Here is a 21,990-nt window from a genome sequence, read left to right on the forward strand (position 1 = left end):
CATTGCGTCCTCGTCGCTTACGTTCGCCACCGATCCGGACGGACGCCCAATCCTGCCGCCGTCCGGTGCCCGCACAACTCACCCGTGAACGGCAGGAGCGGGGGACCCACAGGTATCACCGCCTGTTCCGGTCTCCGGAACGGCTTGGGGTAAAGCCGCGTCGAACGCGCGGCCGGGCATCTCCAGCTCGCACCCGACAGCTCACCTCGTAGGCGCCGGAGAGGAATTCGTCATGCCCGCGAAGGGTAAGCACCGCCGTCCGAAGTCCCTGCGCTTCACCCGCACCATCGCCGTCGCCGGAACCGGTGGCGCCGCGCTCGCGCTCCCGCTCATGGGCGCCACCGGCGCCCACGCCGCCACCGCCGACTCCGTTTCCCAGTCGGTTTCGCAAAAAGCCGTCCAGTCCCTTCCGGGCGCCGAGAAGAAGGCCACCGAGAAGAAGAATGCCGCGCATCACGACGGCGTTCGGACCTATTCGGTGCGGTCCGGCGACTATCTCGCGAAGATCGCCGACGAGCAGCACGTGTCCGGTGGCTGGAAGAAGATCTACTCGGACAACCGCCAGGCCGTCGGCGACGACCCGTCGCTGATCCACCCGGGCCTGAAGCTGACGCTCGGCAAGAAGGCCGCGCCGAGCGCCACCAAGTCCTCGGCCGCCCCGAAGGCCCCGGCCAAGAAGCCGGCCGCCAAGAAGCAGGCCGCGAAGAAGTCGTCGGCGCAGAAGACCACCGCGACGCAGGCCTCCAAGACCACCGGCAGCGGCTTCACCCTCCCGGTGAACAGCTCCGCCATCGGTACCGGCTACAAGGTGGCCGGCAGCATGTGGTCCAGCGGCTACCACACCGGCGTCGACTTCGTCGTCCCGACCGGCACCACCGTCAAGGCGGTCGGCTCGGGCACGGTCGTCTCCGCCGGCTGGGGCGGCGCGTACGGCAACCAGGTCGTCATCAGGCTGGCCGACGGCCACTACGCGCAGTACGCCCACTTGTCCCAGATATCCGTCTCGGCCGGCCAGGCCGTGACCGCGGGCCAGCAGCTCGGCCTCTCCGGTGCGACCGGCAACGTCACCGGCCCGCACCTGCACTTCGAGATCCGCACCACGCCGAACTACGGCTCCGACGTGGACCCGGTCTCCTACCTCCGCTCGAAGGGCGTCACCGTCGGCTGACCCCCCCGGCGGCAACCTGCCTGACACGCCACCGAAGGCCGGACCTCGATCCCCGGGTCCGGCCTTCGGTATGTCCGCATGTCCGCGTTCAGGCAGGGCGGTTGAGCTGACAACAGCCCAGGTCGGCCGGTTATTCCGCGCTTGGCGAACACTTTAGAAGTGTCTTATCTCACCGCTCGTCAACCCCTTCTGGCGCTTTCTTACGGTCGCGTAGGTCACATTCGAAGGTGGATCATCGGTCGATGTGGCAGACGATTCGAAGAGTGACAGCAGAGCAGTGATCGGGTCGTACGTCGCGGTGGGGGACAGCTTCACCGAGGGCGTCGGCGACCCCGGCCCCGACGGGGCGTTCGTCGGCTGGGCCGACCGTTTCGCGGTGCTCCTCGCGGACCGCAGGCCCGAGGGCGACTTCGGCTACACGAACCTGGCGGTGCGCGGGAAGCTGCTCGACCAGATCGTGGCGGACCAGGTGCCCCAGGCGATCGCCCTGGAGCCGGAACTGGTCTCCTTCTGCGCGGGCGGCAACGACATCATCCGGCCCGGCACCGACCCCGACGAGGTCGCCGAGCGCTTCGAGCGGGCCGTCGTCCGGCTCACCGAGGCCGCCGGCACCGTCATGGTGACCACCGGGTTCGACACCCGAGGCGTCCCCGTGCTCAAGCACCTGCGCGGGAAGATCGCCACCTACAACGGCCATGTCCGGGCCATCGCCGACCGGTACGGCTGCCCGGTGCTCGACCTGTGGTCCCTGAAGACCGTGCAGGACCGCCGTGCCTGGGACGGCGACCGGCTCCACCTCTCACCCGAGGGGCACACGCGCGTGGCACTGCGCGCCGGGCAGGTCCTCGGCGTCGAGGTACCGGCCGATCCGGACCAGCCGTGGCCGCCGCTCCCGCACCGCGGCGCCCTCGAGATCCGCCGGGACGACGTGCACTGGGCGCGTGAGTACCTGGTGCCGTGGATCGGCCGCCGGCTGCGCGGCGAGTCCTCCGGGGACCACGTCACCGCCAAGGGTGCGCTCTCGCCCGACGACATCAAGATGCGGATCTCCAAGGTGGCCTGAGACCACCCGGTCCGGCCGGACGGCGCCGAGCCTTCGCCGCGTGCGGGGGCCCGGCGCTCTCAGGCCGTCAACGCCGCCCGCTCCAGGCCCAGTTCGCGTGCCAGCGCGTCGTCCACCCACTCCTGCGCCCGCGCGCGGGAGACCGCGCCGGCGTACGACGTCATCTGCACGGCGAGCCCGTCGAGCAGGGCCGTCAGGCGCAGGGCCGCACCGTGCGGGTCCGGGCAGCGGAACTCGTCCGCGGCCACGCCCTCGGCGATCACCTCGGCGAGCGCCGCCTTCCACTGCTTGTCGAGACCGCGCGTGACGTCCTGCAGCGCGGTCTCGCGCAGCGCCGCCGCCCAGCCCTCGATCCACAGCCGCCAGCCCTTGGCCTGGCCCGTCGGCGCGTACCAGCGCACCGCCGAGCGCAGCCGCCGCAGCGCCGTCGTGCGGCGGCCGAGGAGCTTGCGCAGATGGGCCAGGTCGTCCTCGGCCGCGAACGTGAACGCGGCGGCGACCAGCTTCTCCTTCGTGGAGAAGTGGTACAGCACCAGCGCGTTGCTCACGCCGAGCGCGGAGGCCACGTCGGCGATCCTGACCGCCGCCACGCCCCGCGCCTCGATCTGCCCGATGGCGGCCCGCAGCAGCTCCTCACGCCGCTCGGCCACACTCAACCGCACTCTCGCCACGCGGTCACCCTATTCCGTCACCGCATGCGCCGCCGGGCCAGGCCGTCACTTGGCGAGTTCGACCGGGTACAGATCGGTCCGGGCGACCGCCGCGTCGCGCTCGGCGGCCAGCGCGGTACGCCGCCCGTCGGCCATGTAGCCGTCGTAGCCGGACTGCGAGGCGAACTCGATGAGCTGGATCTCGTCCGGCCGGCCGTCGGCGCCGTCGGCCCGGGCGCGCTGCACCAGCCGGCCACCGTGCTCGCCCAGCAGGGCCAGCACCCTGTCCTCGTAGGCGGCCAGCGCCCCGGCGGCGCCCGGCCGAGCCCACAGCAGAACGCACAGTTGAACGGTCATGGCGCCCGACCCTACCGGCGCCGCGCGCCCACGCCTCCGGCGACTTCACGACATCCCCGCGCGGCCAGGGCCGTCGCACCGCCCAGCCCGGCCGCCGGCAGAGGCACACCCCGCGCCGCGAGACCCCGCCGGCCGCTTCGGTCCGGGCCTCGCCCTCCGGCGCCGGTACGGCGGCCCGGCCCTCGGCACCCTCCTGCCGCCGCATCCTCTTCGTGGAGGCGGTCGGCCCGCCGGGTGCATGGGCAACTGCCGTGGCGGGCTGAGCCGTTGCGGTGGACCCGGGCGACCACCACCGGGCCGGGGGCGGACAACTCGCCCGCCGGCGGTGGCCGGACCGCTCTCACCCGTACCACCCGAAGCGTTCGGCGATCACCGGCAGGCGGTCGGCGACGATCGCGTGCGCGGCCGCGCGCGGGGTGGTGCGGTCGGCCTCCGAACGGGCCAGCATCTGCTCCACCAGGGTGCGCATCGAGCGGCGGGTGTGGTCGAACGCCTCGTCCGCGCGGGGGCCGATGTCGCCGAACAGGGTCCACCACCACCACGCGTTGGTGGCGGAGTTGACGACCACGTCGGGCAGCACCGTCACCCCGCGCGCGGCCAGCAGCTCCTCCGCCGCGGGCAGGACGGGCATGTTGGCGGCCTCGACGATCCAGCGGGCGGTGACGTGTTCCTGGTTGGCGGTGTCGACGGCGTAGGACACCGCGGCCGGTACGAGCACCTCCGCGTCGGCCGACAGCCAGGCGTCACCGGGCAGTTCACGGTCGCCGGGGCGCAGCGCCGCGCGGTCCACGGTGCCGTAGGCGTCGCGTGCGGCCAGCAGCGCCTCGACGTCGAGGCCCGCCGGGTTGCCGATCGTGCCCTTGATGTCGGCGACGGCCACCACCGTGAGGCCCGCACGGGCGAGGAAGCGGGCGGTGGCCCCGCCCATCGTGCCCAGGCCCTGCACGGCGACCCGGGTGCCCGCGTACGGCGCGCCCGCCCGGTCCAGGGCCGCCAGTGCCGCCTCGGCGACCCCGCAGCCGCCGACCAGCTCGTCCAGCCCGATGCCGTCCACCTCGACGGCGAACGCGTCCGCCAGCCGCCGTCTCGCGGCCGCCTCGTCGTCGAGCAGCGGGTACACGGCCTGGATGGACGACACGAGTCCCGCCTCGGCGGCGGCCCGGTCCACCAGGTCCTGGGTGAGACCGAGGTCCTCGCCGGTGGTCCAGAAGCGCTCGATGTACGGCTTCATGGCGCACAGATAGCGCACCAGGAGCGGGTACGACCGCGGGTCCTGCGGGTCGCAGTCGATGCCGCCCTTGGCGCCGCCGAGAGGAACGTAGCGGCCCTCGGGGTTGTAGTGCAGCGCTTCCTTCATGGTCATGCCGCGGGCGAGTCCGGTGACCTCGTCGAGGGTGCAGCCCTCGCGCATGCGCAGACCGCCGCTGGAGACGCCGCGCACCAGGCGGTCGACGACCAGGAAGCCCTGGCGGCCGGTGAGGTGGTCGGTCCAGGTGAGCGACATCAGGGGGGTGGTCATGAGGTCTCCTCGCGAACGGTGATCAGGGCGGGGCCGGGCGCGTCGAGGGCGAGACGATTACTGAACAGTGGGTCAGTATTGGAAGTGTGAGCGTGTCCTGTCAACGTGCTGGACCGATCGCCGGCACCGGGCGCGGGGTGGGAGCGGTCCCGGGCCGGCGGTCCTACGGCATGGGTGTGCGGCCCGGGCCGGGTGACAGGCGGGCCCGAGCGAGGCCACAGGAATGGACGCCGATGTTCCGGGGTTCACCAAGGACCTGTCTTCTTTGGGCTTTCCTTGGAAAGTGCGCGCGGTGGCCGTATGACACGGGTGTTGTCGGAGGCGCCGACCATAATGGAATGCCTCACTCACTCCACCTGGAGGTACCGTGTCCGGTTTCCGTTCCCTGAGCTCCGGGCTCCGTGCGCTGCGGCCCGAGGCCTTCGGCGCGGACCCGAGCGGTGAGCGCCTCGCGCGCATCCGCAGATCGCCGCACTTCAAGGACGGTGTCTTCCAGAATCCCGGCGGCACCGCCCGGACCCGGCCCTCCGGCTCCGCGGTGGAGTTCGCGAAGGTCTTCTTCGACAAGGACGAGCGCCCCCGGCGCTCCCCCGAGGGCACCATTCCCGTGCACCCCACCACGCTCGCCGACATCGCCGGGCCGCCCGCCACAGGGCTGCGGCTGACCTGGATGGGCCACTCCAGCGTGCTCGCCGAGATCGACGGGCAGCGGGTGCTCTTCGACCCCGTGTGGGGCGAGCGCTGCTCCCCCTTCTCCTTCGTCGGGCCCAAGCGGCTGCACCCGGTTCCGCTGCCTCTGGCCGCGCTCGGCCCGGTCGACGTCGTCGTCATCTCGCACGACCACTACGACCACCTCGACCTGCCCACCATCAAGGCGCTGGCCGGCACGGACACGCTGTTCGCCGTGCCCCTCGGCGTCGGTGCCCACCTCGAACGCTGGGGCGTCTCCGCGGACCGGCTGCGCGAGCTGGACTGGCACGAGGCGACCAAGATCGGCGGACTCACCCTGACCGCCACCCCGGCGCGCCACTTCTGCGGCCGCGGCCTGCGCAACACCCAGCACACCCTGTGGGCCTCCTGGTCCGTCGCCGGCCCCGAGCACCGCGTCTTCCACAGCGGCGACACCGGGTACTTCGACGGCTTCCGGGAGATCGGCGCCGAGCACGGCCCCTTCGACGCCACGATGATCCAGATCGGCGCCTACTCCGACTTCTGGCCCGACATCCACATGACGCCGGAGGAGGGCATGCGCGCCCACCTCGACCTGCAGGGCGGCGCTCCGCACGGCGTGATGATGCCGATCCACTGGGCGACCTTCAACCTGGCCACGCACGCGTGGGCGGAGCCCGGCGAGGGCACCGTCGCGGCCGCCCGCGCGACCGGCTCCCGCATCGCCGTGCCCCGGCCCGGGGAGCCCTTCGAGCCCACTGCCGAGACCGTGCCGACCGAGCCGTGGTGGCGCGCCGTGGCCCTGGCCCCGGCGGGCGGCTGGCCCGAGGCGCCGGCCGAGGCCGCGATCACGACGGCCGCCGACCCCGGGGCCGAGGCCCGGACCGGCGCGGACGGCGCCGAGGGCACGGGAGAGCCCGAGAGGGTTCCGGCGAGCTGACCTCACCGAGGCGTCGGCGTCGGAGACAGGGGAGTGGGAGGCCATGACCGGGGACGGTCTGCCGGAGGAGGGCCTTGCCACGAGAGGTCCGCGCCGCCTTCCGGCGGTGACGGTCGGCATCGACCTGGCCGCGCGCGCACGGCGGACCGCCGTGTGCCGGGTGGAGTGGACGGCCGAGGGCGCCGTGACGCCGGAGTTCGTCGCGCCGCCGGCCGACGAGGACCTGCTGGCCCTGATCCGGAGCGCCGACAAGACCGGCCTGGACTGCCCGCTCGGCTGGCCCTCCAGCTTCGTGGCCCTGGTCCTCGCCCACCATCAGGGCGTACGACTGCCTCCGCCGGCCCGGTTCGAGGAGCGGGCGGACGGGCGGGCGGGCCTGGACCCGTCGCGGTTCCGGCTGACCGACGACCTCACCTGGAAGGCCACCGCGAAGCGCCCTCCGCTGTCGGTGTCCACCGATCTGCTGGGCGTCGTCGCCCTTCGGGCGGCCCGTCTCCTCGACGCCCTCGCGGCGGCGGGCGTCGCCGTGCCCCGGGACGGTTCGGGTGTCATCGCCGAGGTGTACCCGGCCGCCGCGCTGAGTCTGTGGGGAATCCGCCCGGGGCGCAGTTACAAGACCCCCGGGCCGGAGTCCCGCGAGGTGCGCGAGCGCGTGGTCGGCTCGATCGAGGAGGGCCTCGGGCTGCATCTGCCCGAGCAGGTGCGCGCGGCCTGCCTCGACAGCCACGACCACCTCGACGCCCTGATCTGCGCACTGGTCGCCCGCGCGGTCCTGCTGGGCGACACCGGCCGACCGGACACGCCGCACGAGCGGGAGGCCGCGCAGCGCGAGGGCTGGATTCATCTGCCGGGGGGTGACCTCGGCGGACTGCGCTGATGGGGGGTGGGGTGAGGTGAGGGGGATGGCCTGCCTTTCTTCGTGCCGACCGTTCAACGAGTCGGGTGGGATGGACCTCGGCTCAGGCTCTGGGCTCGGCGGCGGCGCGTGACGACCAGCATGCCCGCACCTGTGGCGACCGCCGCGGCAGCCGTGGTCGCGACCGGCAGCGTCGGGGAGCCGGTGTCCGCGAGCGTGCCGCCGTGCGTCGTCGTCCCGTCGTCGCCGGTGGACGACGTTCCGCCCGAACCGCTGCCGGCTGATCCGCCCGAACCGCCGGTCGAGCTGCCCGCCGAGCCGGTCGGCCCGCCACCGATGACGTCGAGTGTGATGTCGGCCTGGTCGTTGGTCTTGTCGGGGTCGAACGGCCGCGGCTCGGTGCTCAGCGCCACCGAGCCCTTGGCGTCCGCCACCCGCTTGTCGATCTTCAGCTCGAAGGTGTAGGTCTCCTGGCTGCCCTCGTTGAGCGACCGCATGCCGCAGACGTACGCCTTCCCTCTGGCCCGGCAGAACGGGGCGCGTTTGACGACCGACGTTCCAGCGGGAGGCGTGACCCTCACGCTGACGACGCGGTCCCCCTTTCTGGGCATGACCCAGGCGGGCCCGGCGTTGGTGAACGTCACCTTCATCGTCACCGTGTCGCCGACGCTCCCCTTCAACGCGGCACCGGTCACCTGGTAGTCGGCCGTGTTGACGGAGGTGACGGGCACGTCGACGACTCGCGCGGAACCCTCGCCTCCGCTCTGCGCCTCGACCAGCCGCATCGCCGGCGCGGTTCCCGCCACGGGCGGAGTGCCGTTGTCGTCAGCCCCGGGATCGACGTCCCCGACCCGCAGGCGCAGTTCCTCGTTGAGCGAGCGGTCCAGTGCCGTGACGCGGAGGGGCCGGTCGGGCGTGTAGACGACGCCCGGCTCCACCGCCTGGTCGAACGCGCACACCGCCGTCCGTCTCTCGGGCATCTCGTCGTAGGGCCGGACGTGTTGCACCTGACAGTTGGAGGGGACCTCCGCGAAGTCGAGCCCCCGGGTGACGGAGTAGGAGACCCACACCTTCTCGACGGCTGAGGCGCCCTTGTTCGCCACGGTGGCCGGTACATCGAAGACGTCCCCCGGCTTCACCCCGTCGATCGGTTCGACGCCTCCAACGACCAGTTCGGGTGCGGTTTCCTCGGCGAAGGCGGCGGGAGCCGTGGCCAGCGCGATCAGGCCGGCAGCGCCGAGCGCGGCAACGGCGGCACGGGAGGCGTGACGGTTGTGCGGGAGCTTCGGCTTCGGCATCGAGAGAACCCCTGTTGGACCGCGGGCGAACGGGTGGTGTTGTCGAGGAGAACAGCCCTGCCATCCCTAGACACTTGCCGATCCCGAACAGTTGCATGTCCGGTACGTCCCGCGGCGACCGCTCGTGCGTTCTGCCGCAGCGGCCCGCTGGGGAGACTCGATGCCGCCATGGATGCATGTACTCACGAGGCGGCACCTAACAGCGTCGGCTTGGACAGGCATGTGAGTGTCTGTCGGCGGGGCAGCAACGGAGGCGGGCCGTGGCGCGTTCACGGGCCTGTTGTGCCGTGTGCCCCAGGGGTGATGCCGGCCCTTGCGCCCGGACTGCCGGTCAGGGGCGCAGGCGCGCCAGTAGTTCCTCGTCGGCGGGGTACACCCGTTCTTGAGGAAGCAGACGGGCCGCTGAGTCCAGGTCGCCGTTCCTGACGAGCGTGCGGATTTCGTTGGCGAGCCGAGTCACGTCACCGATGGACACGATCCACTCGTCCGCGTAACGCGACGATGCCTCACCCGAGAGCCCCAGTTGCAGCGAGCGGTACGGCAGGGGGCGCAGGTGAAGATCGCGTTCGGGATCCCACTGGACACGGGTCGGTGAGCGCCTCAACTCCCGTTTCCAGGCGGCCTGGCTCTCGTGCAGCCCGTGCGCGTAGTGCGAAAGACACGCCTCGCGCAGCGCCCACTCGAACCCGTCGCGGGTGATCTCGACGGCCAGAACGGTCTCCTGGCCCTCCTTCGTGCCCCATCCGCAGCGGTACATCATCCACAGGAACGAGGGTTTGACCCACGTCATGCGGCCAGGCTTCCACGCGGCGGGAAAACGACCGTCACGGACGGCGGGCAGTCCGATGGCAGGGGAGTACGCCTGATAGACGGTGATCGTGGACGCCGTATGGCGCGCGCGGATCCTGCGGGGCGGTTCTTCCATGGCGTACAGCCTGGGGTCGGCCGGATCACGTGGCCACCGATTTTCGCCCGTCACTCGTCGCGACAGCGCATGTAGGCCGCGGCACCGTTCGCCCGGCGCAGGTGATCATCCGTGTGCGGGCCGTCAGGTTCGCCGGAGCGGGCGTCAAGGATCTGCAGACGCGGCTTGGCATGGATCATCAGGCCGCGTTCACCACCGGGTGGGTGGTGTTTCGCTGGAGCGCCGTGTCCTCACCCTGCGCCGTGATCGGATGCGGCCGGGCACTTCGGCGCTCCTGCCTGCGTGGGCCGGTGCGCCGCCCCGGCGGCATCGCGCCGACACGCCGTCCGATGCCGGGTCAACCCGCGGGCTCCGTCACGCGCAGCTGCCGCAGCAGGCCGCCGTAGTCCTCGTCGTCGTCACTGATGAAGATCGGAAAGGAGCCGGAGACCAGGGCGACGCCCTCGACCTTGAGCCCCGAGCTCCGGGCAAGCAGCTGCGGCGGCCTGACCGCAGCCAGCTTCGCGCCGAGGGGACCGCCCCGCCGGACCGTGGCCGCGCGGTACACGGCACTGTCGAAGGGACCGACGTCACCGGGGTCGTACGCGGACGAGACGTAGAGATTGCCCTTCGTGTCGATGTCGAGGCCCGAGGCAGGGCGCGCGCCCGGAGGCTCGGGCGCGGTGAACGAGACCGACGTCCATTTCCTGCCGAAGGTGATCGCACCGCTCCTGCGGACCGTCAGGCGCGTCATGTTGATGCGGGTGGTGTCACTTCCCTGCGCCCGCTCGGCGTACACGAAGTAGTCCCGTCCGCCGACCGTCGCGACGGCCGTGGCCTCGACGTTGGTGAGCGGCTCGGGTGTCTTCGGCCACGGCACCGAGCCCGCGATCTCCACGTCGAGGTTCTTGTCCCACCGCGCGAGGTAGATGGTGGGGTCGGGGTCGTTGCCGTCGGCATTGCTCTCCGCCAGCAGCGCTTCGTCCCGGCCCGGCAGCCGGGCAATGCTCTCGAGGTCGTTGGGCACGCTGGGGAAGTCCACGTGAAGTTCCTCGACGCTGATCCCGTCGGGGTCGACGGGCGTCCGTACGATCGCCAGGCGCGGCAGGTCGCGTTCGGCGTCGTTGTCCCTCGCGTCGTGGCAGACCAGGAAGACCTCTCGTGGCTCCGCGTCGTGCCCCGGGCCGGTGGAGTTGCCTTCGGTGGCGAGCCAGGCGATGCCGCTGAACTCGCGTGGCGCCCTGACCTGACTCCCGCCGGGGGACGAGACGCCGGTGGACCTCTCGACGCCGCACGCGGCCAGCACGAGGAGGTTCAGTCCGACGGCAGCCGACAACAGACCACGCGTCAGAAGCCGACGTCCCATCATGTGTCCTTCCGTCGCGCGGTGAGCCCTGTCACCGATCCCGGCCCGCTCGGGACGCTAGAGCAGAAGCCGTTCGGTTCCCGCCAGGCGCCACCGGAGTATCACCGGTCTGGCGGTGAATCTCCGTGTACCTCCTCGCGGACGCCATTCCCGCTCACCCGCAGGGGTGACGGGCCGTCGCACGTACCGGTGAACGCGATCTTCTGCGTCGCGTCGCCGCCCACGGCGGTCTCCGGACCCCGTGCGTCCGACGTGCCCCACTCGGCGCGAGACGGGTGCCGGGCGGACCCGGCACGGGCGAGGCTCCCGGCACGTCACCGGTGTCACCTCGTTCGCCCGCGCCGTCCACGCGCTCGTACCGGACGGAGACCGGGTCCCGACCGCTCCCTGCGCGCGGACATGGTGTGATGGCCCCGTGAGCCGCGCCTCCGAGGAGACCAACCGCCGCATGCTGCGGGCCCGGGACGCGATGGACCGCGCGTACGCGCAGCCGCTGGACGTGCCGGCCCTGGCGCGGATCGCCCATGTCTCCCCGGCCCACTTCGCGCGCACCTTCCGCGCCACGTTCGGCGAGACGCCGCACCGCTATCTGCAGCGGCGGCGCGTGGAGCGGGCGATGTTCCTGCTGCGGGAGAGCGACCGCAGCATCACGGACATCTGCTTCGAGGTCGGCTTCGGCAGCCCGGGCACCTTCAGCCGCACGTTCCGGGACATCGTGGGCCGCTCGCCGCGGGACTACCGCAGGCAGGCCGTCGCCCTGGATGTCCCCACCTGCTTCACGATGGCGTGGATGCGGCCGGGTGCGTGAGCGTCCGCCCGGGCGACGTCCGGCGGCCTGCGGGCGACAGAGCAGTTCTGGATAAGTTTTCCCGCGGCCGGGCTCGTAGCGTGAGGTGCATGTTCACAGGAATCACGCACTCGCAGATCTACGTCCTCGACCAGGACGAGGCCCTCGACTTCTACGTCGGCAAGCTCGGCCTGGAGGTCAACACCGACGCCGACCTCGGCTTCATGCGCTGGCTGACCGTCAACGTCCCCGGACAGCCGGACCGCGAGGTCCTGCTGGAGAGGCCCGGCCCGCCGCGGCTGTCCGACGAGATCGCGGAGCAGGTCCGCGACCTGCTGACCAAGGGGGCGACGGGAGGTTTCCTCATCTTCGGCACGGACGACTGCCGCAAGACGTACGACGCGCTGCGGGCCAAGGGCGTCGAGTTCACCGAGGAGCCCACCGAGCGCGAGTACGGCATCGACTGCGGCCTGCGCGACCCCTTCGGCAACAGCATTCGCTTCACTCAGCCCAAGGCGTAGCCGGACCCCGTCGTCGATACGCTGCGTCATGTTCGGGGGGAGGGTTTCGCCGGCTCTGGAGGCCCTGGAGGCTCCTGGGGTGGAGTCGAAGGCGTGGACGGCGGGTGGTGGGGATCGGCCGGCGAGGGCCGGGGGGCGGATGCTCCCCGGCCCTCGCCGCATCGGTGTGACCGCTTCTGACCAGCTCTGATCGTTCTGTTGCCTGGCAGGTTCATGGCGTCGTTCGGTTTGTCGGCCTGTCGTACGACGCCTCATACCAGAGCGGGACGCTGGGCGTGGGACTTTGTCAACTGCCCACCGCACATGATGCGTTGACGACTACTGTGAGTGTCCATCGGGCGCCCGCCTGCCCGAAAAGCGCAGCCCGCGCTTCGGCACCGACGGACCAGTACGACGAGGACACCGATGTCTCACCTCCGCGCCCCGGCCGCACGCGCAGACCGCCGCGAGGGCGGGCGGCACGGACGGCCGGTCGCCCGTCCCGTGCCCTCGCTGCCCGAGACCCACATACGGCCCCAGCTGATGCGGCTCGCGGTGCTGCCGCCCATCGCGGTGGCCCTGAGCGCCGCCGCGGCCGTGCTGTTCACCGTCCGCTCCACCGGAGCGCGGCCGGGTCCGACCCTGTGGGGCGTGATGGCGGGCGCCGCCGCCGTCACGCTCGCGGGCATCCTGATCGCCGTCGTGGCCGCCGACCGCGCCGCGCGGGCGGTCAGCGACCGCGTCGGGGCCCTGCGCCGCGGCAGCGCCCGCGGGGAGGCCGACCTGCGTGCCCTCGTCGAGGCGCTGCGGCGCGGTGAGGCGCCGCCCCAGCGCAAGCAGCGCAGCGGTCCGCCCGACGGTGCCGACGACTTCGAGCTGCTCGCGGCCGACCTGACCCGTGCCCGCGACGGCGCCGTCACCGCCGTCATGAAGGCCGCGCAGCTCTCCAGCCAGGCGGGCAGCGAGCAGAAGCTGGAGGTCTTCGTCAACCTCGCCCGGCGGCTGCAGTCACTGGTGCACCGGGAGATCTCCATCCTCGACGAGCTGGAGAACGAGATCGAGGACCCCGATCTGCTCAAGGGGCTCTTCCACGTCGACCACCTCGCCACGCGCATCCGCAGGCACGCCGAGAACCTCGCCGTCCTCGGCGGCGCCGTCTCGCGCCGGCAGTGGAGCCACCCCGTCACCATGACGGAGGTGCTGCGTTCGGCCATCGCCGAGGTCGAGCAGTACTCCCGGGTCAAGCTGGTGCCACCGATCGACGGCACCCTGCGCGGCCACGCCGTCGCCGACGTCATCCACCTGCTGGCCGAACTCGTCGAGAACGCCTCGGTGTTCTCCGCCCCGCACACCCAGGTCCTGCTGCGCGCCAACCTCGTCACCTCCGGCCTCGCCGTCGAGGTCGAGGACCGGGGCCTGGGCATGCCGGTCGAGGAGCAGAAGAAGATGAACACCCTGCTCGCCGACCCCGACCAGGTCAACGTCGCGAGCCTGCTCGCGGACGGCCGCATCGGACTGTTCGTCGTCTCGCAGCTCGCCCGGCGGCACGGCATCAACGTCCGTCTGCAGACCAATATCTACGGCGGTGTGCAGGCCGTTCTCGTCGTGCCGCAGGCGCTGTTGGGATCGGGACCGGGCGGGCCCGCGGACGCGGTGCCGCAGACGCACGGCGGCATGGGGGCGGTGGGCGCGGTCGGGACCACGGGCGCGCCGGGGCTGTCCGCGCCCTCGTCCGCCGTGCCGGGGCTGTCCGCGCCCCCGACCGCCGCGCCGCCGCCGGCGCCCTCTCCGCAGGCGCAATCCCGAGCGCAGGCCCCCTCGCCACCGCACGCGCACGCGCAACCGCCGGTGCACGGGCAACCGCAGCCGTCGCCGCACCCGTTGGCCCCCTCCGGCTCCGCCCCCGTGTCCGAGCCGGCCGGACCGCACGTCGGACCCGAGCCGCGTCCCTCGCGGCGCGCGCGGCAGCGGGAAGGTCCGCGGGCGGCGGCCGAAGGCCCGCGGCCCGCGGCCGCCACGCCCCACGGCCATCACCTCAACGGCACTCCCGTCAACGGCAGTTCACCGGGCGCGGGTGGACCGCTGCCCGTGCGCGGTACCCGCGAGGACCGCGCCAACCCGGCCGAGGCCCTGCCCGGCATCCGCCCCGACGAGCGGCGGCGCGTCGCGGAGAACACCGCAGAGGCGCCCGAGCCCCGCGTCGGGACCGTGCGCGGCACCATGGGCAAGCCTCGACTGCCGCGCCGTCGCGCCCAGGAGCACATCGTGCCGCAGCTGCGGGAGGGTCCGGCGCCCCGGCAGGACACCGACCACCCCGCGGGCCACGACCCGGGTCTGATGGCGGCCTTCCAGCGCGGCATCGGTCTGGCGGAGGCCCAGCAGAACCTGGAGTCCGAGCACACGGGAGGCCTCCACATCGTGCCGGACCACACGGCGCCCGCGGGCCACCGGGACCCCGAGCCGGGGGAGCCGACGGCGCACGCCGGGCCGCACCCCCTGAGGGACCCGGCCCGCACGGAGTCCTCCGCCAGGCTCTCGCACCCGGCCCTCGACGCGCACCGCGCGGGCGCCACCTCACTGCACACGCCGCACCCCCTGGACGTGAACCCCATGGATCCGTCCCACATAGCGGAGGCGCGCCCCGCTTCCGCGCGCGTCACCGACCACCCCACCCGGCACGACGGGAGCGCGCCGGCCGGATGACCACCTCAGCCTTCACCCCCACCGCTCCCGCAGACCTTCGTACCCCAAGGAGTCGATCCATCATGGCGAGCGATGTGCCGACCGGCCATGTATCCGATCTCGACTGGCTGATGAGCGGCCTCGTGCAGCGCGTGCCCCACACCACCAGTGCGGTGCTGCTGTCCTGCGACGGGCTCGTGAAGTCGGTCCACGGCCTCGACCCGGACAGTGCCGACCACATGGCGGCGCTGGCCTCCGGCCTCTACTCCCTGGGCCGCAGCGCCGGGGTCCGCTTCGGCGACGGCGGCGACGTACGCCAGGTCGTCGTCGAACTCGACTCGACCCTGCTGTTCGTGACCACCGCCGGCTCCGGGACCTGCCTGGCCGTGCTGGCGGGCCGCGAGGCGGACGCGGCGGTGCTCGGCTACGAGATGGCGATGCTGGTCAAGAGCGTCCGCCCCTATCTGGTCACCGCGCCCCGGCAGCACGCCGTCGAACCGTCGGCGATGAGGCCTTGAGCGTGGCGGCGGTCGGCGACGGGCCCTGGCTCGACGACGCGGCCGGCCGGCTCGTGCGGCCGTTCACGGTCAGCAACGGCCGTACCCGGCCGAGCATCGCGCTCGATCTCCTGTCGCACGTGATGGCCACCGGCGCCACCCCGCTCGGCTATCTGGGCCCCGAGCACGCGCTGGCGCTCGACCTGTGCCGCGCGCCCGTCTCGGTCGCCGAGGTGGCCGCCCATCTCAAGCTGCCGGCGGTGGTCACCAAGGTGCTGCTGTCGGACCTCGTCGACTGCGGGGCGCTCACCACCAAGCCCCCCGAGTTCCACCACAACCCGACTGACCGGGCCCTTCTGGAGGCAGTGCTCGATGGACTACGACGACAGCTCTGACCCCTTCCCGACCGCGCTGAAGATCCTGGTGGCGGGAGGGTTCGGAGTCGGCAAGACGACCTTCGTGGGGGCGGTCAGCGAGATCGCGCCGCTCAGCACGGAGGAGCTGCTCACCACGGTCAGCGCCGCGACCGACAGTCTCGACGGGATCGAGAACAAGGTCGAGACGACGGTGGCCATGGACTTCGGCCGCATCACCCTCGATCCGGAGCATGTGCTGTATCTGTTCGGCACGCCCGGCCAGGAGCGGTTCTGGTTCATGTGGGACGAGCTCTCCGAGGGGGCGCTCGGCGCGGTCATCCTCGCCGACACCCGCCGCCTGGAGGAGTGCTTCGCGGCCGTCGACTTCTTCGAGCAGCGCGGCCTCGGCTTCATCGTCGCGATCAACGAGTTCGACGGCTCCTACCGCTACGACCCCGAGGAGGTCCGTGCCGCCATCGACCTGCCCCCGGAGATCCCGATCGTGCGCTGCGACGCCCGCATCTCCAGTTCCGGGGTGCAGACCCTGCTGACCCTCGTACGGCACCTCATCGCCTATGCCCCGGCGCATGCGCCGAGCCATGGCGCCCACATGTGATCCCCGCACACCGCCACGGAGCCCGTATATGACCCACGTCCACAGTGACGGAGCCCGCCCATGAGGTACGACCCGTCGCGCCCGGCAGGTCGCCTGCTGCTGACCCCCGAGGACAAGGAGGCCCCCGCGCGTGCCCTGCGCCTGGGCAGACTGGGCCTGGGGGAGTGCGCCGACCCGGCCCTCGACGGCTACGCGGACCGTCTCGCCGAGCTGACCGGGGCGCCGTACGCCATGGTCAACTTCATCGACGAGCACCGGCAGTTCTTCGCGGGCCTGCATCTGTCGGACGTGCCGTTCCCGGTGGTGCGGCCGGACGGGAGCACACCCGTACTGGGCCGGGAGCTGGCCCGCGACCACGGCTTCTGCCCGCATGTGGTGGTGCGGCGCAAGGCGCTGGTCCTGGAGGACGTCTGCGACTATCCGCGGTTCGCGGGCAATCCGGTGGTCGACGGGTTCGGCATCCGCTCGTATCTGGGGGCACCGCTCGTCGACAGCACCGGGATGGTGCTGGGCACCGTGTGCGTGGTCGACGTGGAGCCGCGGCCGTGGGGGCGGCCCGGCCTGGAGACGATCAAGGCGTCGGCGGCGGAGCTGGTGGCCCGGCTGGAGCGGCGGGAGGCGGACGGGCTGCCGGTGCTGTGAGGCGCCCGGCGCCTGCACTTCGGTCCCGGTCACGGTCGGCCGCGGCGCCGCTAGCCGACCGGTCTAATAATTGCGTATCCTGGAGCCGTGGGACGCACCAGTGACGCCAAGCAGAAGATCCTCGCCGCCGCCCGTTCGCTGATCGAGGCGCGTGGCTACTCCGCGCTGGGCGTGGCCGAGATCTGCACGGCGGCCGGTGTGCCCAAGGGCAGCTTCTACCACTTCTTCGCGTCCAAGGAGGCCCTCGCGATCGCCGTCGTGGACGAGCACTGGGCCGCCCAGCAGCGCGACTGGGCACGCGCACTCGGCGGCGACGCCGCGCCCCTGGAGCGGCTGAGGCGGTTGTTCGAGGAGACCGAGGCCGCGCAGTACGCCGCGCAGGAGGGCTGCGGCTCGGTCGCGGGCTGTCTGTTCGGCAATCTCACGCTGGAGCTGAGCAACCAGACCGAGTCCGTGCGCGAGCGCCTGCAGGAGATCTTCGAGGCGCAGGTCGGCATGGTCGAGTCGGTCGTGGCCGAGGCACGCGAGCGCGGTGACGTCACCGTGACGGACGCGGGGGAGGCGGCGCGTGCGGTGGTCGCCCAGCTGGAGGGCCAGGTCCTGTTCGCCAAGCTCTACAACGACACCGGCCGGCTGAGCCCGCTGTGGCCCAACTGCCGGGCGCTGCTGGGGGCGACGGCCGCCTGAGAGTGCGGCTGGGAGTGCGGCCGCCCGAGGGTACGGCTGGGAGTGCGGCCGCCCGGGAGAGGTCAGGGAGGCGGAGGAGGAACCGCGCGGGCCACCGGCCCTCCTCCTCTGCCTGCCCCCGGCTCATGCGGGACGGGTCTCACGCACAGATGTTGCCCGTGCCGTTGCAGTCGCCGTCGTCGTCCCAGCCGCCCCAGCCGCCCCAGCCGTCGTGGTCGGCGGCGGTGACGGAGCCGGACCGGACCGTCGCCGTCGTGGCGGTGTGCGGGGCGGAGGGCGCGGCCACCGCGTATCCGGCCGTGGCCAGTCCGGTTGCGAGAGCGAGGCCGAGGGTGGCGCTGATCGCGAGTGCACGAGGCATGGGTATCTCCCGTCGGTTCGGGTGTGTGTGCTTCATGCGGACCAATCTGCCCGCCCTTGCGGGAGGTTTCATTTCGGGCGGGTCCATTCGTGTGACGCCCGCACGAACTCCCTTATCGGCGCATGGAGTTCACACAGCCGTCGGAGTGCGTTTGTGTCAACTGGTCCTCCGATTGCTTAACGTGCGGTGGCCGTTCCCCCGTAAAAAGGACATCGCACATGAGACGCGCCACCAAGTTCTCCTCCGCAGCCGTCGGCCTGGCCGTCCTCGCGGCCGCCGGCACCGCCGTCGCCGCGAACCAGAGCGGCAACGACTGGCCGTACGCCCATCACAGCGCGGCCTCCTACACCCTGGCGGCCGTCGGTGACGTCGCCTGTGAACCGGACGACGACGAGAACGCCGCCACCCCGGCGTCGCTCAAGTGCGGCAGCCCCACGCTGGGCGGCATGAGCGCCGAGTTCGCCACGGCGAAGCAGGCCACGGACATGCACCCCGACGCGGTGGCGCTGCTGGGGGACGAGCAGTACCAGGTCGGCAAGTTGACCGACTTCGAGAAGTCCTTCGAGCAGGCCTGGGGCGGCCTGAAGATGCTGGAGCGCCCGGCGCCGGGCAACCACGAGTACTACCCGTACACCAAGAAGGGCGACAACGAGGCCGGGCAGAACGGCGCCGGCTACTTCGGCTACTTCAACGGCCACGACCAGGCCGGCACGCCGCACACCCAGGGGCAGGCCGGCGACGACACCGCCGCCACCCAGGGCTGGTACTCCTACGACCTCGGCAACTGGCACGTCATCTCGCTCAACGCCGAGTGCGACTCCGACGCGTTCGGCCACGACTGCTCCACCACCGACGACGGCCTCCTCGGCCGGGAGACCCGGTGGCTCGCGCAGGACCTGGCCGCCAACCGGCGTCAGTGCACGATCGCCTACTGGCACCAGCCGACCTTCAGCGCCACGACGGCCTCGACCGCCACGGTGCCCGCGTCCGCGCCGGGCGCCGACGGCATCGAGGGCGCGGCGGCCGACGCGTGGTGGAAGCTCCTGTACCGGCATCACGCCACGCTCGTCCTCAACGGCCACCAGCACGCCTACGCCCGGCTGCGCGCGATGAACCCGGCGGGCGAGTACGACCCGGCCCACGGCATCCCGGAGTTCATCGTCGGCTCCGGCGGCGAGGCCCTCGACACCCTCGCCGGAACGCCCGGCAACTACGCCAACCCGAACGTGGTCACCGCCCAGGCCGGCGCCTTCGGCGTCATGAAGTTCACGCTGAGGGCCCACGGTTACAGCTGGGACTACAAGCCCGTCCTGCCCGGACCCGGATTCGGCAACTCGGCGCTGGACTACCGCGACACGGGCAGCGGCACCTGCAAGTGACGCCCTGGGCCGGGCGTTTGTCAGGCGTCCAGCGAAGCGTGCAGGAGATCGCCCAGCTCCTCGTCGGAGAGGTCCGCCGCCTGCCGCGAGCGCAGCCGGATCGTCCCCTTACCGCTGACGAGGTCCGGGTGGCGGGCGAGGAAGCCCGCGGCCCGGTCCTTGTCCCACCCGTAGAACGAGACCCCGTGCTGCCACACCCCCACGTGCAGCTTCCGGCCGCCGACCCGGTAGGTCGGCATGCCGTACGACAGCACGACGCCCGCTTCCGGGTACGTCCGCAGAATCAGCCCGTGCACCCGGTCGAACAGCGGCCGGTGCTCGGGCGCGATCCCGTCGACGTAACGCTGCACCGCGGCGTCCATACGACTCCTTCCGGCCGGGCGTCCCCTGGGGTCGTGTCCGCCCAAGGGCGTGTTGCGAAAGTGGCGTCGTCCGCCCGCCGGGCAGGCGGGACGTTCGCAACACGCCCTAGTAGCCGCGCCACACGTTGTCGAACGCCGCGTCCTCGATCTGCCGGCGCTGCCGTACCGCCTCCAGTTCCATCACCGAGTCGCCCACGGCGGCCAGCACGGTGGTGACGGTGTCGTCGCCGAAGTCCTGCTCGGCGGCGTCCTCGCGGAGGCCGGCGGCGGCCGCCAGGGCCGTGAGGACGGGTTCGCCCTCCGTCAGGCGTCCGGTGGCCTGGCGGCGCGCCGCCGAGTCGACCAGCTCCGTGCGCCAGGACTTCACCGGCAGCCGGCGGCCGCGCGAGCGCGTCGTCAGGCCCACCCGCTCCAGGTCGTCGACGTAGGCCGCGGCCAGCCCGCGGCCCCGGCGCCACAGCCAGTCCTCGACCGACTCGTACGGGTCCTGCCGTACGAGGGCGGCGGTGGCCTCGTCCAGCAGGCGGTCGCCCGTGGGCGCCTGGGCGCTGGGCAGGATGCGGTCGCCGTCCAGGACGAGGGCCTTGGCCTCCACGAGGTCGAAGATCTCGGCCCCGGCGAGCGCGAGGGAGAGATCGCCCTGTTCCACCGGGCGGTCGGGTGCCGCGGCCAGGGCGGCGATCGCAAGGTCCCGTGCGGTGTTCATGAGCGGCTCCACGTCGGTCGGCCGGGTGCGGGGCGGGCGTCGGGGCCGCGGCCCTCGGTGGGCCGGGCGTCCCGGGTCGATTCTCGCTGCCGTCGCGGGTCTGTGTGTCGTACTACGACCATGTGGTGCGGGAAACCGATCCGCAGCACGGCGGCGGCCGCGGCCGCGGCGAGGACCACGAGGGCCGCCAGCAGCAGCGCCTGGTGGTAGCCGTGGTGCAGCAGCGGGGCCACCGCCGGCGGGCCCAGGATCTGGCCGACCGAGTAGCCGGCGGTCAGCAGCGCCACCGAGCGGGGAAGGCGCAGCTGGGCGCCGGTGGCCAGGGCGAGCGTGCTGACGCCGAGGAAGGTGGCACCGAACAGGGCCGCCGAGACCAGCGCGGCGGCCGTCGTCCCGGCCAGGGCGGGCAGCGCGATGCCGGCCGCCTGGATCAGCAGGGCGGTGAGCAGCAGGCCGGGCCGGGAGAACCGGCGCCCGAGCCGGGCCCACAGCGCCGAGGACGGCACGGCGGCCAGGCCCACCAGCACCCAGGCGCCGCTGCTCACCCAGCCGGGGGAGCTCTGCCCGATGGCCGCGACCAGGAAGGTCCCGGCGACGATGTAGCCGACGCCCTCCAGCGTGTAGCTCACCAGCAGCGCGCCGAACCAGCGGTGCGTGCGGGGTGCGGGGTCGCTCCGGGACGGCCGGACGGCGGGTGCGTCCTCCGGCCGCAGAGTCCACGATCCGCAGGTGAGTACCGCCGCGAGGGCGGCCGCCGACCACCAGGCGGCCCGCCAGTCGGCGGTGGAGCGCAGCGCCAGGACCAGCAGCCCGGACAGGGCGATCCCGGCGCCCACGCCGCCGAACGCCCAGCCGGGCAGATGCGGCGGGTGTTCGCGCAGATGGTGCAGGAGCGAGCCGGCCGCGACGACGAAGACGAGCGCGCTCGCCACCCCGGCCAGCAGCCGCAGCGCGCCCCACAGCACCGCGTCGCGGGTGAGCGGCATCGCGGCGAGCGTGGCGGTCAGCCCCAGCAGGGAGCCGCGCAGGACGGTGCGGGAGCGGATCAGGGCGGGGCACAGGATGCCCGCCAGGGCGCCCACGAGATAGCCGGCGTAGTTGGCGGTGGCCAGGTTCGCGCCGGCGCCGGCGGACAGGCCCGCCTGGGTGTGCATGAGGGGCAGGATCGGGGTGTAGACGAAGCGTCCGACGCCCATGCCCGCCGCGAGGGCCGCCGCGGCCTGGGCGACATGGCGCCAGGGGGAGGGGGAGGTGGTGCTCATCGGGCGCCGTCGACCCGGGCCGGGTCGTTGGGGTGGGACTCCAGCGGGGTGACGGTCAGGGTCATCCACGGCCGCAGCGGCAGGGTGCCGAGCACCTTCGTGTGGAGCTCCTCCTCGTCGGCGGCCCGCCAGACGCCGATGCTGCGCGGTTCGCCCACGGGGCGCCACAGCCGGGCCAGGTGTCCCGTCGCGGCCAGCTCCCGGGCCCGGACGGCCTCGGCGGCGCGCCGCCGGTCGACCTCGTCCCGGCCGGTGCCCTCGGGGACGGTGGTGGTGATCTCGACCAGGAACTCTCGCACGGCTCCTCCGATCTTCGGTGAGGTGTCCTCATCGTGCGCCCGTCACCTGCACCGATGCCACGAC

At 72.6% G+C, this 21,990-nt stretch carries 24 protein-coding genes and 1 riboswitch; of the genes, 13 read left to right on the top strand and 11 right to left on the bottom strand.

The window, feature by feature from the left end; translation table 11 throughout:
• Nucleotides 1–69: 69 nt before the first annotated feature.
• Nucleotides 70–228, top strand: a riboswitch (cyclic di-AMP (ydaO/yuaA leader).
• A 4-nt stretch (nt 229–232) separates the two neighbouring features.
• Nucleotides 233–1,168, top strand: a complete 936-nt coding sequence (locus tag ACIRPX_RS36220; RefSeq protein ID WP_404203295.1) for a peptidoglycan DD-metalloendopeptidase family protein — start codon at nt 233–235, stop codon at nt 1,166–1,168.
• 277 nt (nt 1,169–1,445) lie between these two features.
• Complete coding sequence (locus tag ACIRPX_RS36225; protein WP_404203381.1) at nt 1,446–2,231, top strand: SGNH/GDSL hydrolase family protein; 786 nt, start codon at nt 1,446–1,448, stop codon at nt 2,229–2,231.
• A 59-nt stretch (nt 2,232–2,290) separates the two neighbouring features.
• On the opposite strand, the gene ACIRPX_RS36230 is transcribed toward ACIRPX_RS36225, so the two are convergent.
• The 3 genes from ACIRPX_RS36230 to ACIRPX_RS36240 all read right to left on the bottom strand — a co-directional run bounded on the left by ACIRPX_RS36230 (nt 2,291) and on the right by ACIRPX_RS36240 (nt 4,757).
• Nucleotides 2,291–2,902 (bottom strand): TetR/AcrR family transcriptional regulator, encoded by a 612-nt coding sequence (locus ACIRPX_RS36230; protein ID WP_404203297.1) that lies wholly within the window; start codon nt 2,900–2,902, stop codon nt 2,291–2,293.
• Nucleotides 2,903–2,947: 45 nt separating this feature from the next.
• Nucleotides 2,948–3,238 carry a hypothetical protein gene (locus ACIRPX_RS36235; RefSeq protein WP_404203299.1) on the bottom strand — a complete coding sequence of 97 codons (291 nt, stop codon included), beginning with the start codon at nt 3,236–3,238 and terminating at the stop codon, nt 2,948–2,950.
• Nucleotides 3,239–3,578: 340 nt separating this feature from the next.
• Nucleotides 3,579–4,757: a Glu/Leu/Phe/Val dehydrogenase dimerization domain-containing protein gene (locus tag ACIRPX_RS36240; RefSeq protein WP_404203301.1), complete on the bottom strand. Its 1,179-nt coding sequence runs from the start codon at nt 4,755–4,757 to the stop codon at nt 3,579–3,581.
• Between the two features lie 367 nt (nt 4,758–5,124).
• Between ACIRPX_RS36240 and ACIRPX_RS36245 the strand changes: the two genes are divergently transcribed.
• Both ACIRPX_RS36245 and ACIRPX_RS36250 read left to right on the top strand, forming a co-directional pair.
• Nucleotides 5,125–6,366, top strand: coding sequence for an MBL fold metallo-hydrolase (locus ACIRPX_RS36245; protein WP_404203303.1), 1,242 nt, complete (start codon nt 5,125–5,127; stop codon nt 6,364–6,366).
• A gap of 43 nt (nt 6,367–6,409) precedes the next feature.
• A complete protein-coding gene (locus ACIRPX_RS36250) occupies nt 6,410–7,243 on the top strand; it encodes a DUF429 domain-containing protein (protein ID WP_404203305.1) in 834 nt (277 codons plus the stop codon).
• A gap of 53 nt (nt 7,244–7,296) precedes the next feature.
• On the opposite strand, the gene ACIRPX_RS36255 is transcribed toward ACIRPX_RS36250, so the two are convergent.
• The 3 genes from ACIRPX_RS36255 to ACIRPX_RS36265 all read right to left on the bottom strand — a co-directional run bounded on the left by ACIRPX_RS36255 (nt 7,297) and on the right by ACIRPX_RS36265 (nt 10,793).
• Nucleotides 7,297–8,520, bottom strand: a complete 1,224-nt coding sequence (locus ACIRPX_RS36255) for a hypothetical protein (protein WP_404203307.1) — start codon at nt 8,518–8,520, stop codon at nt 7,297–7,299.
• Between the two features lie 331 nt (nt 8,521–8,851).
• On the bottom strand, nt 8,852–9,445 hold the full coding sequence (locus ACIRPX_RS36260; RefSeq protein ID WP_404203309.1) for a DUF4291 domain-containing protein: 594 nt from the start codon (nt 9,443–9,445) through the stop codon (nt 8,852–8,854).
• A 337-nt stretch (nt 9,446–9,782) separates the two neighbouring features.
• Nucleotides 9,783–10,793 carry a hypothetical protein gene (locus ACIRPX_RS36265; protein WP_404203311.1) on the bottom strand — a complete coding sequence of 337 codons (1,011 nt, stop codon included), beginning with the start codon at nt 10,791–10,793 and terminating at the stop codon, nt 9,783–9,785.
• 412 nt (nt 10,794–11,205) lie between these two features.
• On the opposite strand from ACIRPX_RS36265, the gene ACIRPX_RS36270 reads away from it, so the two are divergent.
• The 8 genes from ACIRPX_RS36270 (at nt 11,206) to ACIRPX_RS36305 (ending at nt 17,557) form a co-directional block, all read left to right on the top strand.
• Nucleotides 11,206–11,598, top strand: coding sequence for a helix-turn-helix domain-containing protein (locus ACIRPX_RS36270; protein WP_404203312.1), 393 nt, complete (start codon nt 11,206–11,208; stop codon nt 11,596–11,598).
• An 89-nt stretch (nt 11,599–11,687) separates the two neighbouring features.
• Nucleotides 11,688–12,098 (top strand): VOC family protein, encoded by a 411-nt coding sequence (locus tag ACIRPX_RS36275; RefSeq protein WP_404203314.1) that lies wholly within the window; start codon nt 11,688–11,690, stop codon nt 12,096–12,098.
• Nucleotides 12,099–12,503: 405 nt separating this feature from the next.
• Nucleotides 12,504–14,780, top strand: a complete 2,277-nt coding sequence (locus ACIRPX_RS36280) for an ATP-binding protein (protein ID WP_404203316.1) — start codon at nt 12,504–12,506, stop codon at nt 14,778–14,780.
• 62 nt (nt 14,781–14,842) lie between these two features.
• Nucleotides 14,843–15,277 carry a roadblock/LC7 domain-containing protein gene (locus ACIRPX_RS36285; RefSeq protein ID WP_393868984.1) on the top strand — a complete coding sequence of 145 codons (435 nt, stop codon included), beginning with the start codon at nt 14,843–14,845 and terminating at the stop codon, nt 15,275–15,277.
• A 2-nt stretch (nt 15,278–15,279) separates the two neighbouring features.
• A complete protein-coding gene (locus ACIRPX_RS36290; RefSeq protein WP_384255351.1) occupies nt 15,280–15,651 on the top strand; it encodes a DUF742 domain-containing protein in 372 nt (123 codons plus the stop codon).
• Nucleotides 15,629–16,228, top strand: a complete 600-nt coding sequence (locus ACIRPX_RS36295; protein WP_384255110.1) for an ATP/GTP-binding protein — start codon at nt 15,629–15,631, stop codon at nt 16,226–16,228. Before ACIRPX_RS36290 ends, ACIRPX_RS36295 begins: the two co-directional genes overlap by 23 nt.
• Before the next feature lie 60 nt (nt 16,229–16,288).
• Entirely contained in the window at nt 16,289–16,870 is a 582-nt protein-coding gene (locus ACIRPX_RS36300; RefSeq protein ID WP_404203319.1) for a GAF domain-containing protein, read from the top strand.
• An 87-nt stretch (nt 16,871–16,957) separates the two neighbouring features.
• On the top strand, nt 16,958–17,557 hold the full coding sequence (locus ACIRPX_RS36305; protein WP_404203321.1) for a TetR/AcrR family transcriptional regulator: 600 nt from the start codon (nt 16,958–16,960) through the stop codon (nt 17,555–17,557).
• A 139-nt stretch (nt 17,558–17,696) separates the two neighbouring features.
• On the opposite strand, the gene ACIRPX_RS36310 is transcribed toward ACIRPX_RS36305, so the two are convergent.
• Complete coding sequence (locus ACIRPX_RS36310; protein WP_404203323.1) at nt 17,697–17,918, bottom strand: hypothetical protein; 222 nt, start codon at nt 17,916–17,918, stop codon at nt 17,697–17,699.
• A gap of 218 nt (nt 17,919–18,136) precedes the next feature.
• Between ACIRPX_RS36310 and ACIRPX_RS36315 the strand changes: the two genes are divergently transcribed.
• Nucleotides 18,137–19,297 carry a metallophosphoesterase family protein gene (locus ACIRPX_RS36315; RefSeq protein ID WP_404203325.1) on the top strand — a complete coding sequence of 387 codons (1,161 nt, stop codon included), beginning with the start codon at nt 18,137–18,139 and terminating at the stop codon, nt 19,295–19,297.
• 20 nt (nt 19,298–19,317) lie between these two features.
• On the opposite strand, the gene ACIRPX_RS36320 is transcribed toward ACIRPX_RS36315, so the two are convergent.
• The 4 genes from ACIRPX_RS36320 to ACIRPX_RS36335 form a co-directional block, all read right to left on the bottom strand.
• A complete protein-coding gene (locus tag ACIRPX_RS36320; RefSeq protein WP_404203327.1) occupies nt 19,318–19,659 on the bottom strand; it encodes an iron chaperone in 342 nt (113 codons plus the stop codon).
• 106 nt (nt 19,660–19,765) lie between these two features.
• A complete protein-coding gene (locus ACIRPX_RS36325) occupies nt 19,766–20,365 on the bottom strand; it encodes a GPP34 family phosphoprotein (RefSeq protein WP_404203329.1) in 600 nt (199 codons plus the stop codon).
• Nucleotides 20,362–21,561 (bottom strand): YbfB/YjiJ family MFS transporter, encoded by a 1,200-nt coding sequence (locus ACIRPX_RS36330; protein ID WP_404203383.1) that lies wholly within the window; start codon nt 21,559–21,561, stop codon nt 20,362–20,364. The genes ACIRPX_RS36325 and ACIRPX_RS36330 overlap by 4 nt, the downstream gene beginning before the upstream one ends.
• A gap of 62 nt (nt 21,562–21,623) precedes the next feature.
• Nucleotides 21,624–21,926 carry a muconolactone Delta-isomerase family protein gene (locus ACIRPX_RS36335; RefSeq protein WP_404203331.1) on the bottom strand — a complete coding sequence of 101 codons (303 nt, stop codon included), beginning with the start codon at nt 21,924–21,926 and terminating at the stop codon, nt 21,624–21,626.
• Between the last annotated feature and the right edge of the window lie 64 nt (nt 21,927–21,990).

This window comes from Streptomyces sp. NPDC101225 (assembly GCF_044767585.1).
GTDB lineage: Bacteria > Actinomycetota > Actinomycetes > Streptomycetales > Streptomycetaceae > Streptomyces.

Bases quoted from the DNA above. Each gene is read 5' to 3' on its own strand.
- ACIRPX_RS36220 (WP_404203295.1), top strand. From the start codon at position 233: ATGCCCGCGAAGGGTAAGCACCGCCGTCCGAAGTCCCTGCGCTTCACC.
- ACIRPX_RS36235 (WP_404203299.1), bottom strand. From the start codon at position 3,238: ATGACCGTTCAACTGTGCGTTCTGCTGTGGGCTCGGCCGGGCGCCGCC.
- ACIRPX_RS36240 (WP_404203301.1), bottom strand. From the start codon at position 4,757: ATGACCACCCCCCTGATGTCGCTCACCTGGACCGACCACCTCACCGGC.
- ACIRPX_RS36250 (WP_404203305.1), top strand. From the start codon at position 6,410: ATGACCGGGGACGGTCTGCCGGAGGAGGGCCTTGCCACGAGAGGTCCG.
- ACIRPX_RS36255 (WP_404203307.1), bottom strand. From the start codon at position 8,520: ATGCCGAAGCCGAAGCTCCCGCACAACCGTCACGCCTCCCGTGCCGCC.
- ACIRPX_RS36260 (WP_404203309.1), bottom strand. From the start codon at position 9,445: ATGGAAGAACCGCCCCGCAGGATCCGCGCGCGCCATACGGCGTCCACG.
- ACIRPX_RS36265 (WP_404203311.1), bottom strand. From the start codon at position 10,793: ATGATGGGACGTCGGCTTCTGACGCGTGGTCTGTTGTCGGCTGCCGTC.
- ACIRPX_RS36275 (WP_404203314.1), top strand. From the start codon at position 11,688: ATGTTCACAGGAATCACGCACTCGCAGATCTACGTCCTCGACCAGGAC.
- ACIRPX_RS36280 (WP_404203316.1), top strand. From the start codon at position 12,504: ATGTCTCACCTCCGCGCCCCGGCCGCACGCGCAGACCGCCGCGAGGGC.
- ACIRPX_RS36285 (WP_393868984.1), top strand. From the start codon at position 14,843: ATGGCGAGCGATGTGCCGACCGGCCATGTATCCGATCTCGACTGGCTG.
- ACIRPX_RS36295 (WP_384255110.1), top strand. From the start codon at position 15,629: ATGGACTACGACGACAGCTCTGACCCCTTCCCGACCGCGCTGAAGATC.
- ACIRPX_RS36300 (WP_404203319.1), top strand. From the start codon at position 16,289: ATGAGGTACGACCCGTCGCGCCCGGCAGGTCGCCTGCTGCTGACCCCC.
- ACIRPX_RS36310 (WP_404203323.1), bottom strand. From the start codon at position 17,918: ATGCCTCGTGCACTCGCGATCAGCGCCACCCTCGGCCTCGCTCTCGCA.
- ACIRPX_RS36315 (WP_404203325.1), top strand. From the start codon at position 18,137: ATGAGACGCGCCACCAAGTTCTCCTCCGCAGCCGTCGGCCTGGCCGTC.
- ACIRPX_RS36320 (WP_404203327.1), bottom strand. From the start codon at position 19,659: ATGGACGCCGCGGTGCAGCGTTACGTCGACGGGATCGCGCCCGAGCAC.
- ACIRPX_RS36325 (WP_404203329.1), bottom strand. From the start codon at position 20,365: ATGAACACCGCACGGGACCTTGCGATCGCCGCCCTGGCCGCGGCACCC.
- ACIRPX_RS36330 (WP_404203383.1), bottom strand. From the start codon at position 21,561: ATGGGCGTCGGACGCTTCGTCTACACCCCGATCCTGCCCCTCATGCAC.